This is a genomic window from Komagataeibacter sp. FNDCR2 (assembly GCF_021295395.1).
GTDB lineage: Bacteria > Pseudomonadota > Alphaproteobacteria > Acetobacterales > Acetobacteraceae > Komagataeibacter.
Map to the genome: position 1 here is coordinate 1,061,738 of NZ_JAIWOU010000001.1, position 17,531 is coordinate 1,079,268.

The following is a 17,531-nucleotide window of genomic DNA, read 5'->3' on the forward strand; positions in this document are numbered from 1 at the left end:
CTCCTCAACTCCGTGTTCAGGCCGTGACTTCGCGGGCGATGAACATGGATGGCGTGCTCATGGTTTCCAGCCTGTCGGTAACGGTATGGTTCTTCATATCCGCCAGCGTGATGGTGGACAGGGCGTTGCGGATGGCGGAATTGACCACATCCCACTGCTCCCCCAGTCCGCAGGTGGAGCGGGCGTCGCAATCCCCGCCATCCACGCAGGTGGTGAGCGAGATCGGGCCGTCTATGGCCTGGATCACGGTCGCGATCGAGATCTCCTCCAGCGGGGAGGCCAGCCTGTAGCCGCCACGCGCACCGCGCTGGGAGATCACGACACCCTGCGTTGCCAGAATCTTGAGCACCTTGGCCACCGTCGGTTCAGGAATGCCCGTCGAACGGGAGAGGACAGGCGAGGTCGTGACCCCTTCCTTCTGTCCCAGCCGGACCAGAGCCACCACGGCATAATCGGTCAGTTTCGACAGTTTCAGCATTCCGTTCTCCCGTACGTCCGGCCCGGTTTTTTAATTGGACCGAAACAGTACTGTTTCCTGAAGTCTCCAGATGGGCTACCTGCGCTTCGTCGTCAAGTCCTATCGTACGATACCGGCATACCCTACCCGATCCCGGTTCCGAATATGAGCTGTAATAGCACGGACAGGCCGCACCCGGCCAGAAAACCAACCAGTGTTCCATTAAGCCGGATATACTGGAGATCCTTGCCTACCCTCAGTTCCAGCCTGTTGCTCAGGCTGTCCGCGTCCCACCCATTCACCACCGAGTAAATAAAACGCGACATCCGCTCGCGCAGGAAGGGCAGGCTCCCCATGATCATGCCGCGCGCGCCGTCATTGATGCGCTTGCGCATGGTGGCGTCGTGATACATCTGCTCGGACAGGCGGTGCAGCGCGTCGCGCACGATGGAGGCGGCCCAGCTCGTCTCCCCCTTGCGCATGTCTTCCTCGATCATGCGGCGCAGGCGGCGCCAGACCTCGCCGCTCCATCCACGCACGCTGTCATGCGTGAGCACGCCCATCACCGCGTCGGTAATCTCGCGCCTGCGCTCACTGTCCTGTTCGATACGGTCGATCTCGGAGCGGACCCAGGTGGTGAACCCCTCGCGCAGTTCCGAATTTTCCGGGTCGATGCGGTCGAGTTCCTGACTGGCCGCCAGCAGCACCTTGGTGGCGATCGAACCGCCAATGGCCCAGCCCAGCATGCGGCCGCCCTGTTCGCGCACGCGGTCCTCGATCATCGCGCGCAGGGCCGGTTCCTTGGCCTTGAGCCCTTCCTTCAGCCGGACGAGCAGGAAGGACAGCACCTCCTGGTGGCAGTCCCCCTCCACCATCGCGCGCAGGCTGCGGGTCACGACCGGCGCGATCTCTTCCCCCCCCAGCAGGACGGGCAGTATCCGGGCGATGGCGAGACTCGCGCGCCCGTCCTCCAGCCGGTCCAGCACGTGCGGCACGGAGCCCAGCACCGCGCGGTTGACCATCTCCGCCGTTTCCGGTTCCTGGAGGATGTTGCCGAAGATGGAGGGCAGGTCGATGCGGGTGAAGGCGGCCACCACCTCCTTTTCCGTGAAGACATTGGTGGAGACGAACCGCCCCAGCGCCTGCGCCAGCCGTTCCTTCTGCGCGGGCAGGATGGCGGTATGCGGAATCGGCAGGCCCATCGGCCTGCGGAACAGGGCGGTGACGGCGAACCAGTCCGCGAGCCCGCCCACGACGCCCGCCTTCGTGCCCGAACGCAGGATTTCCAGCCAGGGCCGGTCCGCCAGCCAGCCCATCTGCGGCAGGGCGTAGCCCGCCACCGTCAGCACCGCCATGCCGCCCAGCAGCCCGGTCGCGGAGCGTTTGTAACGCAGCAGTACCCGCCGCGCATCCTGATCCGACTGTGCAATCCCGTTCATGACATCAGTGATACCATTGTCTTGCCTCCAGCCCAAGCAGCACGCGCCGCCCACCCCAAATAGCCGTGAATATGATACACGAGACATTGCGGCCCGCACCTGAACATGTGATTTGGGAGGGGCCATGACGAATTTTTACAACAGGACTACACGATGACCGAAGCCGCCGCGCGGAATGTGTCCGATCTGCTCCAGCAGGCCGAGCGACTGATAGCCAGCCACGACGAGACTGCATCCGGCAGCCCCGTCATGACGCTGGCGCGCCAGATCGGCCGGCAGATGGGCTGCGGCGCCCTGCCGATGGATCAGGTCGAGGATATCGTACGCCTGCTGCGTGACAGGGCGTTTGCCGGGCGTGCGCACCATATCGCCACCTATCTCGATGGCCCGGACGAAAAAACCGTGGCCACGCGCATGGGCACGGTCGCGCGCCGGATCGTGCAGCCCGACCCTGATGACAGCCCGGTGCCGATCGCCCGTTTCCGCGCCGCCATCGAGCGCAGCCGCTTCGCCGCCGTCTTTACCGCGCACCCCACCTTCGCGCTGGCCAACCCGGTCTATGACGCGCTGGCCGAACTGGCCTCGGCCAATCCCGCCGAACCGCCCGCCCATGTGCCCAGCTTCCTGACGCATCGCCGCGCGGGACCGCCGACGCTGGATGAGGAATTCAGCCTGGCCACCCAGGCCATCCTGCGCGGCCGCACGGCGCTGGACAAGCTGAACACCATCCTCCTGTCGGAAGCGCGCACGCATTGGCCCCAGCTCTGGTTCACGCTGGCCCCGCGCCCCATCATCATGACAAGCTGGGTCGGTTACGACACCGATGGCCGCACCGACATCGGCTGGTGGGACACGCTGCGCCTGCGCCTGCGCATGAAGCAGCTCCAGCTTTCCCGCCTGCATGACCAGATCGAGCCGGTCACGGCCTGCTGCAACGACCTGCACAACCGCGTCCGGACCGCGCTGGACGCCGTGGGCGAACAGATTGCCGCCTGTCCCTCCGGTCCCGACCCCGAAGCGGTATCGCGCTTTGCCGATGTGCTGATCAACCGCAGCGCCGAAGCGCTGACCAGCACCAACGACCTGAGCGCCACATTCGGTGAGGCTATCGACGCCGCATCGGCGGAGGACAAGATGACCCTGGCGGTCGCGCGCGCGGGTTTCATGGCGCATGGCCTGTCCGCCGCGCATACGCATACGCGGCTCAATGCGACGCAGCTTCACAACATCGCGCGCCAGCGGCTCAACATTACCGACAGCCCGGACGTGCCGGCCCAGCGCCGCGCCCTGATCAGCCGCATGAACGAGGCGCTGGATACGGTCGAACCGATCGAGATCGACTTCGGCTCCCTGCTCATGGAACAGGCCAGCGCCGGGCGGCTCATGATGACGGTGCGCCAGATCCTGCGCCATATCGACCGCACCAGCCCCATCCGCTTCCTGATCGCCGAGACCGAGACCGGCTACACGCTGCTGACCGCGCTGTGGCTGGCGCGCCTGTACGGCATTGACGACATGATCGAGATCTCGCCGCTGTTCGAGACGCAGGACGCGCTGGAAAATGGCGAACAGATCATCGAGGAAGCCCTGCGCTCCCCCCACTGGCGCGCCTACCTGCAGCGCACGCGCAAGCTCAGCCTCCAGTTCGGCTTTTCCGATTCCGGGCGTTATGTCGGGCAGCTTGCCGCCACCTATCTGATCGAACGGCTGCGCATCAAGGTATGCGACCTGCTGCGCAAGTGGGATCTCGCCTTCGTCGAGGTGATCCTGTTCGATACGCATGGCGAGAGCATCGGCCGCGGGGCCCACCCCTACCGGCTGGCCGACCGTTTCGACTATCTCTCCCCGCCGCATGCCCGCGCCCGCTTCGCGCGCGCCGGTATCCAGATGCGGGAGGAAACCGCCTTCCAGGGCGGGGATGGCTACCTCCTGTTCGGGACGCAGACGCTGGCGGACGCAACGGTCAGCATCATTGCCGAACACGCCTTCGCCGCGACATCGCTCGACCGCGACCCGGTTTATGACGAACCGGATTTCTCGGCCGATTTCTTCTCCACCATCGCCAACGGCATGACCGGGCTGGTGGAAGACCCCGGCTACGCGGCGCTGCTCGGCGCATTCGGGCCGTCGCTTATCGACAAGACCGGCTCACGCCCGTCGGCGCGGCAGAGCGACGCCGGCTCCACCGTTACCCGCATCAAGCATCCCAGCCAGTTGCGGGCCATCCCCAACAACGCCATCCTGCAACAGCTTGCATGGTGTGCGAACACCCTGCAGGGGCTGGGCACCGCGGCCGCCCGGCACCCCGAGACGTTCGAGAGGTACCTGGCCGAAAGCCCGCGCTTCCGCCGGGCGATGGATTTCGCCGCCCACGGACTGTCCCATTCCGACCACGGGGTGCTGCGCGGCGTGATCCACCTGCTGGATCCCGACCTGTGGCTTGAACGCGCCACCGCGCAGAAGGACCCGGCCCGGCAGGAATCGTGCCTGCTGCTCATGCACGGGCTGGAAAACCTGGATTTCTGGGCCAGCACGCAGGCCATGTTCCGCCGCATCCAGTCGGACCACCTGGCCCTGCGCCGCGCCTGGCCCGAAGCCCCGCGCATGCAACCCGACGAATTGCTGCTGCATGCCATCCGCATCGCGATCATCGAGCATATCTGGCTGCTTTCCACCCGCATCCCGTATTTCTCGCCCCGCCATGCCTTCTCGCGCGATGTGCTGACGCTGAAGGTCCTGTGCCTTGACATCCCCGCAGTGCTGACCGAACTGGAGCAGATATTCCCCTACCGCTCGGATGGCGGTTTCGACCTCGACTTCCACGAACCGCATGGCCCCCGTCAGGAAGGGACATACAGCCGTGAATACACCGATATTTTCGAGCCGATGCAGCGCCTGTTCCAGACCGTGCGTGAAATCAGCACGGGTGTGATGCACCATGTCGGCGCCTTTGGCTGAGGTCGCGCAGCCCACACGCAACGGGTGGCGGGTCAGTGAGCCGCCACCGCCCTATGACGTGCCCCTGCCGGAAACGCCCACCATAAGGCGGGTCGTGGCGAACAACCCCGGCCCGATGACCGGCAATGGCACCAATAGCTGGGTGGTCGAGCATGCCGATGGATGCGTGATCATCGACCCCGGCAGCGAGGCGCCCGAACATCTTGACGCACTGGTCCATGCAACGGGGGGCCGTCCCGTCACGCATATCATCCTGACGCATACCCACCGTGATCACCTTGAGGGCGCGCGGCCACTCGGGGCACGGCTGGGCGTGCCCGTATGCGGGTTTTACCAGAGCGAGGAACCCGCATTCACGCCCGATATCGGCCTGCGCGATGGCGATATGATCGCAGGGCTGCGCGTGCTGTACACGCCCGGCCATGCCAGCGACCATATCTGCCTCGAGACGCCGGAAGGGATCATTTTCACCGGCGACCATATCATGGGCTGGTCCACGACCATGGTGCCTCCCGCCCCCTACGGGTCGGTCCGGCAGTTTCTGGACAGCATGGATTACCTGCGGGCTCGCGACAGCCACCTGCTGCTTTCCGCCCATGGCCCGGCCATCACCCGGGTGACGGAGTGCATTGACGGGCTGGTCGCCCATCGCCATGCGCGTGAAAAGAGCATCATGGCCCTCCTTCCCGCCCATCCGTGCACGCTGGACGAAATCCTGGACAGCATGTACCACAAGCTCCGCCCCGACCTGCGGCGCGCGGCGCGGCTGAACCTGCATGCCCATCTGGAAAAACTGCACGAGGATGGACGGGTCAGCCTGCGCGACGACAGGTGGATGAAGATCGCGCCCTGATCCCCCTGCCCAGGCTGGTGGAGTGTTCATGAAGTCCGTGCGCGAACGGGCAACTGACTGATAAAAATAAAAGTTTCCGGGCGCCGCCTTTTTTCGAAAAAAGGCGGCGTTTTCCTGCGAGAACGCCACCGCCCCGCCATCCACCAATCCACGCCCGCCATAAAAAAACCGGCCCCTCACAGGGCCGGTTTTCTTCAGGCGCTCTCTTTCGAGAAAGATCAGGCGGACTTCGCCATGATCTCTTCCGCAACGTTGCGGGGCACCGGATCGTAGTGATGGAACTGCATCGTGAAGGAGGCGCGGCCCTTCGTCATCGAACGCAGGTGCGAGATGTAGCCGAACATTTCCTTCAGCGGCACCTGCGCACGCACCATAACGGTCGAACCCGAGCTTTCCTGGCTCTGGATCATGCCACGGCGGCGGTTCAGGTCACCCACCACGTCACCCACGTGATCGTTCGGGGTGGTGACTTCCACGTCCATGATCGGCTCAAGAATGACCGGACCGGCCTTCTTCATGCCTTCACGGAAGCAGGCCTTCGCCGCGATTTCAAACGCCAGGGCCGAGGAGTCGACATCATGGTACTTGCCGTCCTGCAGCGTGAACTTGAAGTCCACCGTGGGGAAGCCCGCCAGCACGCCGGTCGTGGCCTGCGCGATGATGCCCTTTTCCACCGCCGGGATGTATTCCTTCGGCACCGTGCCGCCGACGACCTTGTTCTCGAAGGAGATTCCTTCGTTACGCTCGACCGGCGTGAACTCGATCTTCACTTCCGCGAACTGGCCCGACCCACCGGACTGCTTCTTGTGGGTGTAGGTTTCCACATGCGTCTGGGTGATCGTTTCACGATATGCGACCTGCGGGGCGCCGATATTCGCGTCCACGCCATATTCACGGCGCAGGCGGTCGATGATGATGTCGAGATGCAGCTCGCCCATGCCCGACAGGATGGTCTGGCCGGTTTCCTGATCGGTCTTCAGGCGCAGGGAGGGATCTTCACCCGACAGCTTCTGCAGCGCCAGCGTCATCTTCTCGACGCCGTCCTTGGTCTTCGGCTCGACCGAGATGTCGATGACCGGGATCGGGAAGGTCATGCGTTCCAGGACCACCGGATCGGCCGGATCGGCCAGCGTGTCACCCGTCTGGCTGTCCTTCAGGCCGACGAAGGCCGCGATGTCACCGGCATGGACTTCGGACAGTTCCTCGCGCTTGTCGGCGTGCATCTGGTAGATGCGGCCGATGCGCTCCTTGTGGCCCTTGGTCGTGTTCAGCACGGTGTCGCCCGTCTTCAGCACGCCGCGATAGACGCGCACGAAGGTCAGGGTGCCGTATTTGTCGTTGATGATCTTGAAGGCGAGACCAGCGAACTTGCCATCCGGGTCAACCGGGATGATCGGCAGCTTCTTCTCGTCGACTTCCTCGTCTTCCGGCGGGGCGATGCGGATGCCTTCCACGTCGTTCGGCGCGGGCAGGAAGTCGATGACGGCGTCGAGCAGCGGCTGCACGCCCTTGTTCTTGAACGCCGTGCCGCACAGGACGGGACGGAACTCACCGGAGATGGTGCCCTTCTTGATGCAGCGCTTCAGGGTCGCGACATCGACATCACCCTTGTCGAAGTATTCTTCCATCGCCGCGTCATCCACCGCCAGCGCGGTGTCGAGCAGGTTCTGGCGGGCTTCCTGCGCCTTTTCCAGCAGGTCGGCGGGAATTTCCTCATCATGGAACTTCGCGCCCAGCTCGCCGCCTTCCCAGACGATGGCCTTCATCTCGATCAGGTCCACCACGCCGACGAAGTTTTCCTCGGCGCCGATGGGAAGCTGCAGCGGGATGGCGATGATGTCCAGCTTCTCCTTCAGCGTGTCGAACGCGCGGTAGAAGTCGGCGCCGGTGCGGTCCAGCTTGTTGATGAAGATGATGCGCGGCACGTTGTACCGGTCCGCCAGACGCCAGTTGGTCTCGGACTGCGGCTGCACGCCGGCCACGCCTTCGATGATGAAGACCGCGCCATCAAGCACGCGCAGCGAGCGGTTGACTTCGATGTTGAAGTCGATGTGGCCCGGGGTGTCGATGATGTTGATGCGGTGCCCGGCCCATTCGCACGTCACGGCGGCGGACGTGATGGTGATGCCGCGCTCGCGCTCCTGCGCCATGTAATCGGTGGTGGTGTTGCCTTCGTGCACCTCCCCGATCTTGTGCGACACACCCGTGTAATACAGGATGCGCTCGGTCGTGGTGGTCTTGCCGGCATCAATATGCGCGGTAATACCGATATTGCGAATCAGGGACAGATCAGACTTGGCGGACACGGGATTACCTCCACAAGACAACACGGGCGCGAAGGGGGAACTGCCCCTTTCGCGCCTGCCGGAACCGTAAGCTGCTTCCGCCCTCAGTCTTTTTCAACCCGGACGACGCAGACCGGCACAGCGGAACAATGCGCCAGACATCAGTCAGGCTTTTACAGCGCCGGGCCACCGGCCCGCCCGGATGGGGCGGGGCGGCACGGCCCGTGGCGCATCAGGCTACGGCGGCCTTCTTTTCCTGAACGCGCAGGATGCGACGCTTCACCGTCAGGGCTTCGGGCGGCAGCTTGCGGTTCGGGGTGGACAGCAGGAACGCGTCCAGCCCGCCATTGTGCTCAACCGTGCGGATGCCGTTGGTGGTCATGCGCAGGGGCACCGCCGTACCAAGGATATCGGACAGCAGCGAAGTTTCCTGCAGGTTGGGCAGGAAGCGGCGGCGGGACTTGTTGTTGGCGTGGCTGACGTTGTTTCCGGTCAGCACGCCCTTGCCTGTGATCTGGCAGCGGCGAGACATTCTATCATCCTCGGATATAACTGTGGCCGAGGCATAAATGCCCGGCAAGGATCGTCTTGATTAGGCGCGGCTTATCGCCAAACCGCCGCCAACAGTCAAGGTGCATAAGCGTGATTCGGCATTTTTTGTCCCGGAAAGGGCGGGAACCACCCTATTTTATCCCCTTCCCGTCCCCGCGTCAGCCCGCCTTGCGGTCCTGATCGGGGTGCAGTTCACCGGCCTGCACGCTGTGCAGCGCATTTTCCAGCATGGCCTGCATCGTCTCGCGGCCCATGGTGCGCGACAGCAGGCCAAGCGAGCCGCCCAGCAGCGCGGATGCGATGGCCACGGGGGGCAGGTTCTCCCCGATCATGTATTCGATGGCCTTGTCCACCACCGCGCCGCAATGGCTCAGTTCGGGTGGGATGCCTTCGGCTTCGGGGGGCTGGTTGTTCGTTTCCGTCATCTTACGGCTCCTTGTGGTCGTCTGGCTGATATGGGCCTGCCTGCTGTCCCTTACCAGTACGGCGCGGATATGAAACCGGTAACAAGTGCTCGTGAACCCTACAGGGCGGCGTCCTCCTCCGCCTGGGCGGCCCACATCCGCGCATAGTGGCCGCCGCGTTCCAGCAGGGCGCGATGGGAACCGCGCTCCAGTATGCGGCCCTGTCCCATCACGAGGATTTCATCGACATCCACGATGGTGGACAGCCGGTGCGCGATGATGAGGGTGGTGCGGTTGGCCGCGACCGTGTGCAGCGCGGACTGGATTTCCTGCTCGGTGCGGGTGTCGAGCGCGCTTGTCGCCTCATCGAGCAGCAGCACGCGGGGGTTTTTCAGGATGGTGCGCGCGATGGCCACGCGCTGCTTCTCCCCGCCGGACAGCTTCAGGCCGCGTTCGCCCACGCGGGTGGCGTAGCCTTCGGGCAGGGAGATGATGAAGTCATGGATGCAGGCCAGTCGCGCCGCCTGCTCGATCTCGGCCTGCGTGGCGCCCAGGCGGCCATAGGCGATGTTGTAGCCGATCGTGTCATTGAACAGGATGGTGTCCTGCGGCACCACGCCCACCGCCCCGCGCAGCGATGCCTGCGCGCAGTCACGGATATCGTGCCCGTCGATCAGGATGCGGCCCGATGTCACATCATAGAACCGGAACAGAAGGCGGCTGATGGTGGACTTGCCCGCGCCGGTGGGGCCGACAATGGCCATCCGGCGCCCGGCGGGCGCATGGAAGCTGATCCCGCGCAGGATCTCACGGTCGGGATGATAGCTGAAATGCACGTTCTCGAAGCGGATATCGGCGGCGGGCGCCTCATCCAGCCGTGCGGGAAGGGAAATGGCCCCCGGGGCGTCGGTAATATCCGCCTGTTCGTCCATCAGGGCGAACATATGCTCCAGATCCACCAGCGAATTGCGCAGCGAGGAATACACGCTGCCCAGGAAATTCAGCGGCAGGTAAAGCTGCATGAGATAGGTGTTGACCAGCACGAAGCGGCCCATCGTCATATGCCCGACCTCGACATCGCGCCCGGCCATGAGCATGACGGCGATCAGGGCCACGGCGATGATCGCGGCCTGCCCGAAATTCAGCCCGTTGAGTGAGATCTGGGTGCGTACGGCGGCGCGTTCGTAGCGGCGCTGGGCGTCCTCGTAACGCTGGCGCTCGTGTTCCTCGTTATTGAAGTATTTCACGGTCTCGTAGTTGAGCAGGCTGTCCAGCGCCTTCCAGCTCGCCTCGCTGTTGATGTCGTTCATCCGCCGCCGCAACCCGATCCGCCACGACGTGAACCCGATGGTGAACACCACATAGGCGACCACCGCCACCAGCATCACGATGGCGTAGCGCCAGTCGAACAGCCGCCAGATCACCCCGATGACCATCAGCGCCTCGATCATGGTGGGTACCACGTTGAACACGCCCACGCGCAACACGGTCTCGATCGCTTCCGTGCCGCGCGCGATCGCCTGGGTCACGCTGCCGGACTGGCGGTTGAGGTGAAAGCGCAGGGAAAGCTGGTGCATGTGCGTGAAGCTGCGCATGGCCGCGATCCGGCTGATACGGTAGCGCAGCGGGGCGAACAGGGCGTCACGCAGTTCCCCCAGGGCGGCCGCGGCCATGCGCAGCAGCCCGTATCCCACGATCAGCATGAGCGGCGTCATCACGGCCTTGCCAACTGCCGGCTGCAGGGCGTCGATCACCCGGCTGTAGGCATAGGGCACGCCAATCGTGGCGACCTTGGCCAGGATCAGCAGCACGCATGCCGCAACCACCCGCAGGCGCGCGCGTGGGTCATTATGGGGCCAGAGATAGGGTAACAGGCCACGCAGGGTCGCGGCGGCGGAACGCTCCGGCCTGTCGTGCCGGGCCTTTTCGGTAACTGCCATGTGCATGCCATGCGGCATCAGCCCCGCGTTTTGCAACCCATATTCCCCTGCCCCCGCATGCCCTGCGCAGGATTGTCAGCATCCGGGACAGCCGGTATGCCACCCATGGCCCGAAGGACAGGGATGGATCATGTCACACAGCCTTGAAGGTTTCTTTCGTCATATCACCGCCTGCAACACGGCGGTCCTGCCCGGTGGGCGGCTGGAATTCCGCCTGGGCCAGCAGGCGGCGGGCTGGGTGCAGCCCGCCCTGCTGCCGGTCCTGCTACGCCATGGCATGAGCGTGGCGGGCACGACCGTCACCCTGTCCGACCCCGCGCGGCTGGAGCGGATCGGGGCGGACATGGCGGCGGAAGGGGTCTATCGCTCCCACTACGAACTGTTCGATGTCCGGACCGACATGGCCGCGCCGCCGGTCGCCCGGATAGACCGTGGCGCGCTGCCGCTGTTCGGTCTCATGGCGGCGGGCGTGCATCTGAACGGGGTGGTCCGCCGCCCGGACGGGCTGCACCTGTGGGTGGCCCGCCGCGCCATGACCAAGCGCCTCGACCCCGGCAAGCTGGACCACCTGGTGGCCGGCGGCATTCCGGCGGGGCATACCGTCCTCCAGACGCTGGCCAAGGAAGCGGCGGAAGAAGCCAGCCTGCCCGGGGAACTGGTGCGCAGGGCCCGCCCCACGGCGGATATATGTTACGCGCTTGACAGGCCGGAGGGATTGCGCCGGGATGTGCTGCACTGTTTCGAACTGGACCTGCCGCCCGATTTCGTGCCCGTGCCCGCCGATGGGGAGGTGGAGGAATTCCGCCTGATCCCCCTGCGGGACGCCTACAGGCTGGTGCGCGAGACCGATGAGTTCAAATTCAACGTCAACCTTGTCCTGATCGACCTGTTCCTGCGCACCGGCATGATTGACGCCGCCAGCCCCGACGGCCAGCGCCTGCGCCGTGGCCTGACCGGCTGGCACATACCCCACCCCACCTGACCCGACCCCATCCGGCGGGCACGCAGCCCCCGCCAAGCCCGCCCCACCGCGGAAGGACCATGCGATGACGCTCCCCCCCATCCCCCGCAAGATACCCCGCACCATCACGCAGTTCGGCCGCACGCGGCAGGACGAATATGCGTGGATGAAGGACGACAACTGGCAGAACGTGCTGCGCGACCCGTCCGTGCTCCAGCCCGATATCGCCGCGCATCTGCGGGCGGAAAACGCCTATACCGCCGCCATCCTGTCCGGCACCGAGGAAACGCAGGCCCGCCTTGTGGCGGAAATGAAGGGCCGCATACAGCCCGATGAAACCTACCCCGCCGTGCCGCACGGGCCGTTCCTGTACCAGACCGGCTACACCGCCGGCGCGCAGTATCCGGTCTATGCACGCTATCGGGCCACCAGCCCGCAGGCCATGCAGGTGCTGCTGGATGTGAACGCGGCGGCACGGGGACATGACTATTACGCCGTCGCCACCGCCAGCCACAGCCCGGACCACACGCTCTTCGCCCATGCGGAGGATACGCAGGGTTCGGAAATCTACCGTATCCGCATCCGCCGCATCGAGGAGAAGGCCGGGACGCTGCCGCCGGTTGAAAACTGTAGCGGCGCTTTCGTCTTCTCGCCCGACAGCCAGTACCTGTTCTGGGTCTGGCGCGACGAACATGGCCGCCCGGCGCGCGTCTATCGCCGCCGTATCGGGGAGGAAGCGGATACGCTGGTCTATGAGGAAGCGGATCCTGGCTTTTTCGTCAGTGTCGAGGCCACGCGCTCGGGCGGCTGGATCATCATTTCCAGCGGCAATCATGACACGTCCGAATCCTGGCTGATCCCCGGGCACGACCCGCAGGCCCCGGCGGTCTGCGCCGCCGGGCGGCAGACGGGGCTGATATATGGCCTCCACCATCAGGGCGATTATTTCATCATCCTGACCAATGCCGACGGCGCGCGGGACTTCAAGCTCATGACCACGCCCGATACGGCCCCCGCCCGCGCCAACTGGCGCGATCTGGTGGGCCATGAGCCGGGGCGTTACATGACCGACTGCGTGGTGTGGTCGGGCCATCTGGCATGGCGGGAGCGTCGCAACGCCAATACGCGCATCGTCATCCGTGACCTGCACGGCGCCACCCATGCACTGGAACCCGATGAAGCCGCCTATGACCTGACCTTCGCCAGCGGCTACGAATACGACACGACCGAACTGCGCTATATCTACCAGTCCCCTACCACCCCGCGCGAATGGCATGCCTATGACATGGCCACGCGGGCGGACCGACTGCTCATGCAGCAGACCGTGCCATCGGGCCATGACCCGGCGCAGTACCGCTGCTGGCGGCTTATGGCGCAGGCCCCCGATGGGGAACAGGTGCCCGTGACCGTGCTGGGCCGGAAGGATACCCCCATTGATGGCTCCGCCCCGCTGCTGCTGTATGGCTACGGCGCGTATGGCCATGCTATCGACCCGGTATTTTCCACCCGTGTGCTCAGCCTGGTGGACCGGGGCTGGTTTTACGCCATTGCCCATGTGCGCGGCGGATCGGAAAAGGGGTGGGACTGGTTCCTGGGCGGGCGGGGACGCAACAAGCCCAATACGTTCAGTGATTTCATCGCCTGCGCCGTATCGCTGACCGACGCGGGCTTCGGCGCCCCCGGTCGCATCGTGGCGGATGGGCGCTCCGCTGGCGGCATGGTGATGGGTGCGATCGCCAACATGCGGCCCGAGCTGTTCGCCGGTATCGTGGCGGTCGTGCCGTTCGTGGATGAACTGAACACCATGTCCGACGCCTCCCTGCCGCTGACGCCGCCGGAATGGCCCGAATGGGGCAACCCGCTGGAAGATGCGCAGGCCTATGACCTGATTGCCAGCTATGCCGCCTATGAACAGGTGGGGCCGCGCGCCTATCCGGCCATCCTGGCCATGGGCGGCCTGACGGACCCGCGCGTGACCTATTGGGAACCGGCGAAATGGGTGGCCCGCCTGCGCGAGCACACCCGCTCGGACCGACCCGTCATGCTGCGCACGAACATGGAAGCCGGACACCGGGGGGCCACGGGGCGCTTCGATTCCCTGAAGGAAGCGGCCCTGATTCATGCTTTCGCCCTATGGGCCATTGAAACCGCAACGCCAACACGGGATTAATGGCCTTGCAGGCACGTTCCCGTTACCGTCCGCACAGAGTTGAGCCCGTTTCCAGAGGAATGATCATGACGGATCCCCACAACGCGGATCAGGATCGTCCGTACCCGCCCCTGGGGGGGGAGAAGGTCGATCCCTTATCCACGATGCGTACTTTCCGTTCATTCCAGGAAACCCGGCGCACCCAGCGGATGGCGCGCGCGGCGCTGGCGCTGTTTTTTGTCCTGCTGGCGCTGTACACGGTCCGGGGCTTCCTGCCATCGCTGATCTGGGGCTGTATTTTCGCCATCGCCTCATGGCCGCTTTATGTCCGCGCGCGGCTGCGGTGGCATTCGCGCACGCAGCAGGCCCTGCTGCCGCTGCTGTTCACGCTTGTCATCGCCCTTATCTTCCTCGGGCCGCTGGCGCTTTTCGCCCTTGAGGCCGGGCGTGAGGCCGAAGGCGTGCTCAGGCTGCTCAACGACGCCCGCCATTCCGGCATTCCCCTCCCGCAATGGACCGCCCGCCTGCCCTATGGCCGCGTGGCCATCCAGACATGGTGGGACGAACACCTGAGGGATCCGGCCGATGTCTCCGCCCTGCTCGGCACCCTCAACATCGGGCGCGGGGTGCAGGTCACGCAGCAGGTGGGCACGCAGGTGCTGCATCGGGTGCTGCTGTTCGCCTTTGCCATCCTGACCCTGTTTTTCCTGCTCAAGGATGGTGATTCCGTCATCCGCCAGTCGCTTAATGTCTCCCGCCGTGCCTTTGGCAAACGTGGTGAACGGATCGCGCTGCAGATCATCGCCTCGGTCCACGGGTCGGTATCGGGGCTGGTTCTGGTGGGAATCGGTGAAGGGATGCTGATGGGCGTGACCTACCTGCTGGCGGGCGCGCCGCATCCCTTCCTGTTCGGGGTGGTGACCGCCATTGCCGCGATGATCCCTTTCTGCGCCATTATCGCCATTACCGCCGTCGCCCTGCTGGTGCTGATCAATACCGGCGCGATGCTGACGGCCATGGCCATCATATTGCTGGGGATTGCCGTGATCCTGCTGGCGGACCATCTGGTGCGTCCCGCCGTGATCGGGGGCTCGACGCAGCTTCCCTTCCTGTGGGTGCTGACGGGCATACTGGGGGGCGCTGAAAGCTGGAGCCTGCTGGGGCTGTTCATGGGCCCGGCCATCATGGCGGTGCTGCACATGCTGTGGCTGAACTGGAGCCGGGCGCGCGAATAGCAGGCATAAAAAAAGCATCCCGGACAGGATGCTTTGCTAAACTCTGATTGAAAAAGGCTTTTATCGCAGACAGGGATATCGGGCAGGCGGGATTCGAACCCACGACCCCCAGTCCCCCAGACTGATGCGCTACCAGGCTGCGCTACTGCCCGCCTGTCTGCGATGGGCAGGGTGTAGCAGCCTCACGGGGGGACCGCAAGGCATGTTCTGAACCAAACCCGAAAAAAAACTGATGAATCAGACCGGCACCATGGCGCGCAGGGCCTGCAGCTCCACCAGCACGCCGCGCAGGTTGTCGCGCAACGCCGCATTTTCCGCCTGAAGGCGCTCAAGCTCGATCATCACGACCTGCTCCAGCGGCTGTTCCGCCTCATCGTCGCTGGCCTGTCCTTCCCCCTTTTCATCCAGCGCCGCCTGTATGGCCGACGCGGCGGTCGCGGCGAAGGATTCGATCTCATCCTCCACCTGTGTATGGACAACCACGTCCTCCACCACGACATCCGGCCCGGCCACGGATTCGATCCGTTCGGGTTGCGGGGCTTCCGGCGGGGGAGAAGTCTCATGAGACCGCACGGGGGCGGCTTCGGCTGGCAGGGCGTCGGCACCGCCGCCCAGCACCGCCTGCGCTTCCGCCACGGACAGTTTGCGGACATAGAGCAGGTCCGCGATCCGCCGCAGCACGGCAACATCATGCGGCCGGTAATAACGCCGCCCCCCCTGCCCGCGCAGCGGGGCAAGCTGGGGGAAACGTGTCTCCCACATGCGCATGACATGCTGGGCCAGACCGAGTTCACGCGCCACATCGTAAATGGGCAGGCCATCCATGCCCGTTACGCCGTAACCGTCCTGCCGGTCGGCATCAGCCGGATCGTACTGCGCGTTCATTCCCCATCATCTCCTTCCGGCTGGTCCGCATCGGCGGCCTGCCCGTTGACATGGGCACGAAGTAGCTGGCTGGGGCGAAAGACCAGAACGGAACGCGGCAGAATCGGCACTTCCACGCCCGTTTTCGGATTACGGCCCGTACGCTGCCCCTTCTGCCGGACGGAGAACGTGCCGAATCCACTGATTTTCAGGGTATCGCCGGCCTCAAGCGTCCGTGCCATCCGCTCCAGAATATCTTCCAGAATATCGGCGGATTCATGGCGGGACAGGCCGACCTGATCATATATCTGTTCTGCCAGAGTGGCGCGCGTCACTGTGCTCATACGTAAACGTTATGCATCAGTGTGTTCATCGTCAATTGAATGTCGTGGATGAAAAGCCGGTTTCATCCACCATTCATTGCAATGTTGCACCGAAACGACATTAGAGCCGGACCAGCGCGGCCCCCCATGTCAGCCCGCCACCCAGTGCTTCGAGCAGGACAAGGTCACCCTTGCGGATGCGCCCGTCCCGCACGGCCTCGTTCATGGCCAGCGGGATGGAGGCCGCCGAGGTATTGGCATGCCGGTCCACCGTAATCACCACGCGTTCCGGCGGCAGGGACAGCTTGCGGGCCACACCGTCAATAATGCGCAGGTTGGCCTGGTGCGGCACCAGCCAGTTCACATCGGCATGGGTCAGGTTGTTGGCGGCCAGCGCCTCATCAACCGAAGAAGACAGCTTGCCCACCGCATGGCGGAATACTTCGCGCCCCAGCATGCGCAGGTGCGCGGGCCTGTCGTGCCGGCCGGTCGCGCCATCCACATAAAGCAGGTCGCCATACTGGCCATCGGAATGCAGATGCGTTGACAGGATCCCCGCCGCACCATCCGCGGGCTCCGCCGCGGTCAGGAACACCGCCCCCGCGCCATCGCCAAACAGCACGCAGGTGCCCCGGTCGGACCAGTCAAGAATGCGTGAATAGACTTCGCTGCCGATGACCAGCGCGGATCGGGCCTGCCCGCAGCGAATCAGCGAATCGGCCATGGACAGGGCATAGATGAACCCCGAACACGCGGCCGCCAGGTCGAACCCGAAGCCCGATGTCACGCCAAGCTCCGCCTGCACCCGCACCGCCGTGGAGGGAAAGGCCTGGTCCGGCGTGCTGGTGGCGACGATGATGGCATCCACATCGGCGGGCGTGGCCCCCGCGTAGTCCAGCGCCTGGCGTGCGGCCCGCGTGGCCATGGAGACGGCGGTGTCGTTTTCCCCCGCTATATGCCGCTGGGCGATGCCGGTGCGGCCACGAATCCATTCATCCGATGTATCGAGCCGGGAGGCGAGTTCATCATTTGTAACGATCCGCTCAGGCAGATAACCGCCAAACCCGGACAGAAGCGAGCGTTTCGCCATCATGCCTGTTTTTCCACCACT

At 64.7% G+C, this 17,531-nt stretch carries 14 protein-coding genes and 1 tRNA gene; 5 read left to right on the forward strand and 10 right to left on the reverse strand.

What is annotated here, in order from left to right:
- Nucleotides 1–16: 16 nt before the first annotated feature.
- Both LDL28_RS05030 and LDL28_RS05035 read right to left on the reverse strand, forming a co-directional pair.
- Complete coding sequence (locus tag LDL28_RS05030) at nt 17–478, reverse strand: SUF system Fe-S cluster assembly regulator (RefSeq protein ID WP_233057492.1); 462 nt, start codon at nt 476–478, stop codon at nt 17–19.
- Nucleotides 479–600: 122 nt separating this feature from the next.
- Nucleotides 601–1,896, reverse strand: a complete 1,296-nt coding sequence (locus tag LDL28_RS05035) for a DUF445 domain-containing protein (RefSeq protein ID WP_233057493.1) — start codon at nt 1,894–1,896, stop codon at nt 601–603.
- Nucleotides 1,897–2,049: 153 nt separating this feature from the next.
- On the opposite strand from LDL28_RS05035, the gene LDL28_RS05040 reads away from it, so the two are divergent.
- Nucleotides 2,050–4,854 carry a phosphoenolpyruvate carboxylase gene (locus tag LDL28_RS05040; RefSeq protein WP_233057494.1) on the forward strand — a complete coding sequence of 935 codons (2,805 nt, stop codon included), beginning with the start codon at nt 2,050–2,052 and terminating at the stop codon, nt 4,852–4,854.
- The gene (locus LDL28_RS05045) at nt 4,835–5,707 is read left to right on the forward strand and encodes an MBL fold metallo-hydrolase (RefSeq protein WP_233057495.1); all 873 of its coding nucleotides are present in this window, start codon (nt 4,835–4,837) and stop codon (nt 5,705–5,707) included. The genes LDL28_RS05040 and LDL28_RS05045 overlap by 20 nt, the downstream gene beginning before the upstream one ends.
- Before the next feature lie 218 nt (nt 5,708–5,925).
- Here LDL28_RS05045 and fusA read toward each other — a convergent pair whose 3' ends face one another.
- The 4 genes from fusA to LDL28_RS05065 all read right to left on the reverse strand — a co-directional run bounded on the left by fusA (nt 5,926) and on the right by LDL28_RS05065 (nt 10,906).
- Nucleotides 5,926–8,013, reverse strand: a complete 2,088-nt coding sequence (gene fusA, locus LDL28_RS05050) for an elongation factor G (RefSeq protein WP_233057496.1) — start codon at nt 8,011–8,013, stop codon at nt 5,926–5,928.
- 211 nt (nt 8,014–8,224) lie between these two features.
- On the reverse strand, nt 8,225–8,524 hold the full coding sequence (gene rpmB, locus LDL28_RS05055) for a 50S ribosomal protein L28 (protein ID WP_025812517.1): 300 nt from the start codon (nt 8,522–8,524) through the stop codon (nt 8,225–8,227).
- A 178-nt stretch (nt 8,525–8,702) separates the two neighbouring features.
- Nucleotides 8,703–8,969 (reverse strand): hypothetical protein, encoded by a 267-nt coding sequence (locus LDL28_RS05060; protein WP_025812516.1) that lies wholly within the window; start codon nt 8,967–8,969, stop codon nt 8,703–8,705.
- A 98-nt stretch (nt 8,970–9,067) separates the two neighbouring features.
- Complete coding sequence (locus tag LDL28_RS05065; RefSeq protein ID WP_305069310.1) at nt 9,068–10,906, reverse strand: ABC transporter ATP-binding protein/permease; 1,839 nt, start codon at nt 10,904–10,906, stop codon at nt 9,068–9,070.
- Between the two features lie 112 nt (nt 10,907–11,018).
- Between LDL28_RS05065 and LDL28_RS05070 the strand changes: the two genes are divergently transcribed.
- The 3 genes from LDL28_RS05070 (at nt 11,019) to LDL28_RS05080 (ending at nt 15,233) form a co-directional block, all read left to right on the forward strand.
- A complete protein-coding gene (locus tag LDL28_RS05070; RefSeq protein WP_233057498.1) occupies nt 11,019–11,870 on the forward strand; it encodes an NUDIX hydrolase family protein in 852 nt (283 codons plus the stop codon).
- A gap of 64 nt (nt 11,871–11,934) precedes the next feature.
- On the forward strand, nt 11,935–14,019 hold the full coding sequence (locus LDL28_RS05075; RefSeq protein ID WP_233057499.1) for a S9 family peptidase: 2,085 nt from the start codon (nt 11,935–11,937) through the stop codon (nt 14,017–14,019).
- 59 nt (nt 14,020–14,078) lie between these two features.
- A complete protein-coding gene (locus LDL28_RS05080; RefSeq protein WP_233057500.1) occupies nt 14,079–15,233 on the forward strand; it encodes an AI-2E family transporter in 1,155 nt (384 codons plus the stop codon).
- A gap of 78 nt (nt 15,234–15,311) precedes the next feature.
- Here LDL28_RS05080 and LDL28_RS05085 read toward each other — a convergent pair.
- The 4 genes from LDL28_RS05085 to LDL28_RS05100 form a co-directional block, all read right to left on the reverse strand.
- Nucleotides 15,312–15,385, reverse strand: a tRNA-Pro gene (locus LDL28_RS05085).
- 85 nt (nt 15,386–15,470) lie between these two features.
- Nucleotides 15,471–16,118 carry a MerR family transcriptional regulator gene (locus LDL28_RS05090; protein WP_233057501.1) on the reverse strand — a complete coding sequence of 216 codons (648 nt, stop codon included), beginning with the start codon at nt 16,116–16,118 and terminating at the stop codon, nt 15,471–15,473.
- Nucleotides 16,115–16,441: an integration host factor subunit alpha gene (locus tag LDL28_RS05095; RefSeq protein WP_233057502.1), complete on the reverse strand. Its 327-nt coding sequence runs from the start codon at nt 16,439–16,441 to the stop codon at nt 16,115–16,117. The genes LDL28_RS05090 and LDL28_RS05095 overlap by 4 nt, the downstream gene beginning before the upstream one ends.
- A gap of 100 nt (nt 16,442–16,541) precedes the next feature.
- Entirely contained in the window at nt 16,542–17,513 is a 972-nt protein-coding gene (locus tag LDL28_RS05100; protein ID WP_233057503.1) for a beta-ketoacyl-ACP synthase III, read from the reverse strand.
- Between the last annotated feature and the right edge of the window lie 18 nt (nt 17,514–17,531).

Bases quoted from the DNA above. Each gene is read 5' to 3' on its own strand.
- LDL28_RS05030 (WP_233057492.1), bottom strand. From the start codon at position 478: ATGCTGAAACTGTCGAAACTGACCGATTATGCCGTGGTGGCTCTGGTC.
- LDL28_RS05035 (WP_233057493.1), bottom strand. From the start codon at position 1,896: ATGAACGGGATTGCACAGTCGGATCAGGATGCGCGGCGGGTACTGCTG.
- LDL28_RS05040 (WP_233057494.1), top strand. From the start codon at position 2,050: ATGACCGAAGCCGCCGCGCGGAATGTGTCCGATCTGCTCCAGCAGGCC.
- LDL28_RS05045 (WP_233057495.1), top strand. From the start codon at position 4,835: ATGTCGGCGCCTTTGGCTGAGGTCGCGCAGCCCACACGCAACGGGTGG.
- rpmB (WP_025812517.1), bottom strand. From the start codon at position 8,524: ATGTCTCGCCGCTGCCAGATCACAGGCAAGGGCGTGCTGACCGGAAAC.
- LDL28_RS05060 (WP_025812516.1), bottom strand. From the start codon at position 8,969: ATGACGGAAACGAACAACCAGCCCCCCGAAGCCGAAGGCATCCCACCC.
- LDL28_RS05065 (WP_305069310.1), bottom strand. From the start codon at position 10,906: ATGCCGCATGGCATGCACATGGCAGTTACCGAAAAGGCCCGGCACGAC.
- LDL28_RS05070 (WP_233057498.1), top strand. From the start codon at position 11,019: ATGTCACACAGCCTTGAAGGTTTCTTTCGTCATATCACCGCCTGCAAC.
- LDL28_RS05075 (WP_233057499.1), top strand. From the start codon at position 11,935: ATGACGCTCCCCCCCATCCCCCGCAAGATACCCCGCACCATCACGCAG.
- LDL28_RS05080 (WP_233057500.1), top strand. From the start codon at position 14,079: ATGATCATGACGGATCCCCACAACGCGGATCAGGATCGTCCGTACCCG.
- LDL28_RS05090 (WP_233057501.1), bottom strand. From the start codon at position 16,118: ATGAACGCGCAGTACGATCCGGCTGATGCCGACCGGCAGGACGGTTAC.
- LDL28_RS05095 (WP_233057502.1), bottom strand. From the start codon at position 16,441: ATGAGCACAGTGACGCGCGCCACTCTGGCAGAACAGATATATGATCAG.
- LDL28_RS05100 (WP_233057503.1), bottom strand. From the start codon at position 17,513: ATGATGGCGAAACGCTCGCTTCTGTCCGGGTTTGGCGGTTATCTGCCT.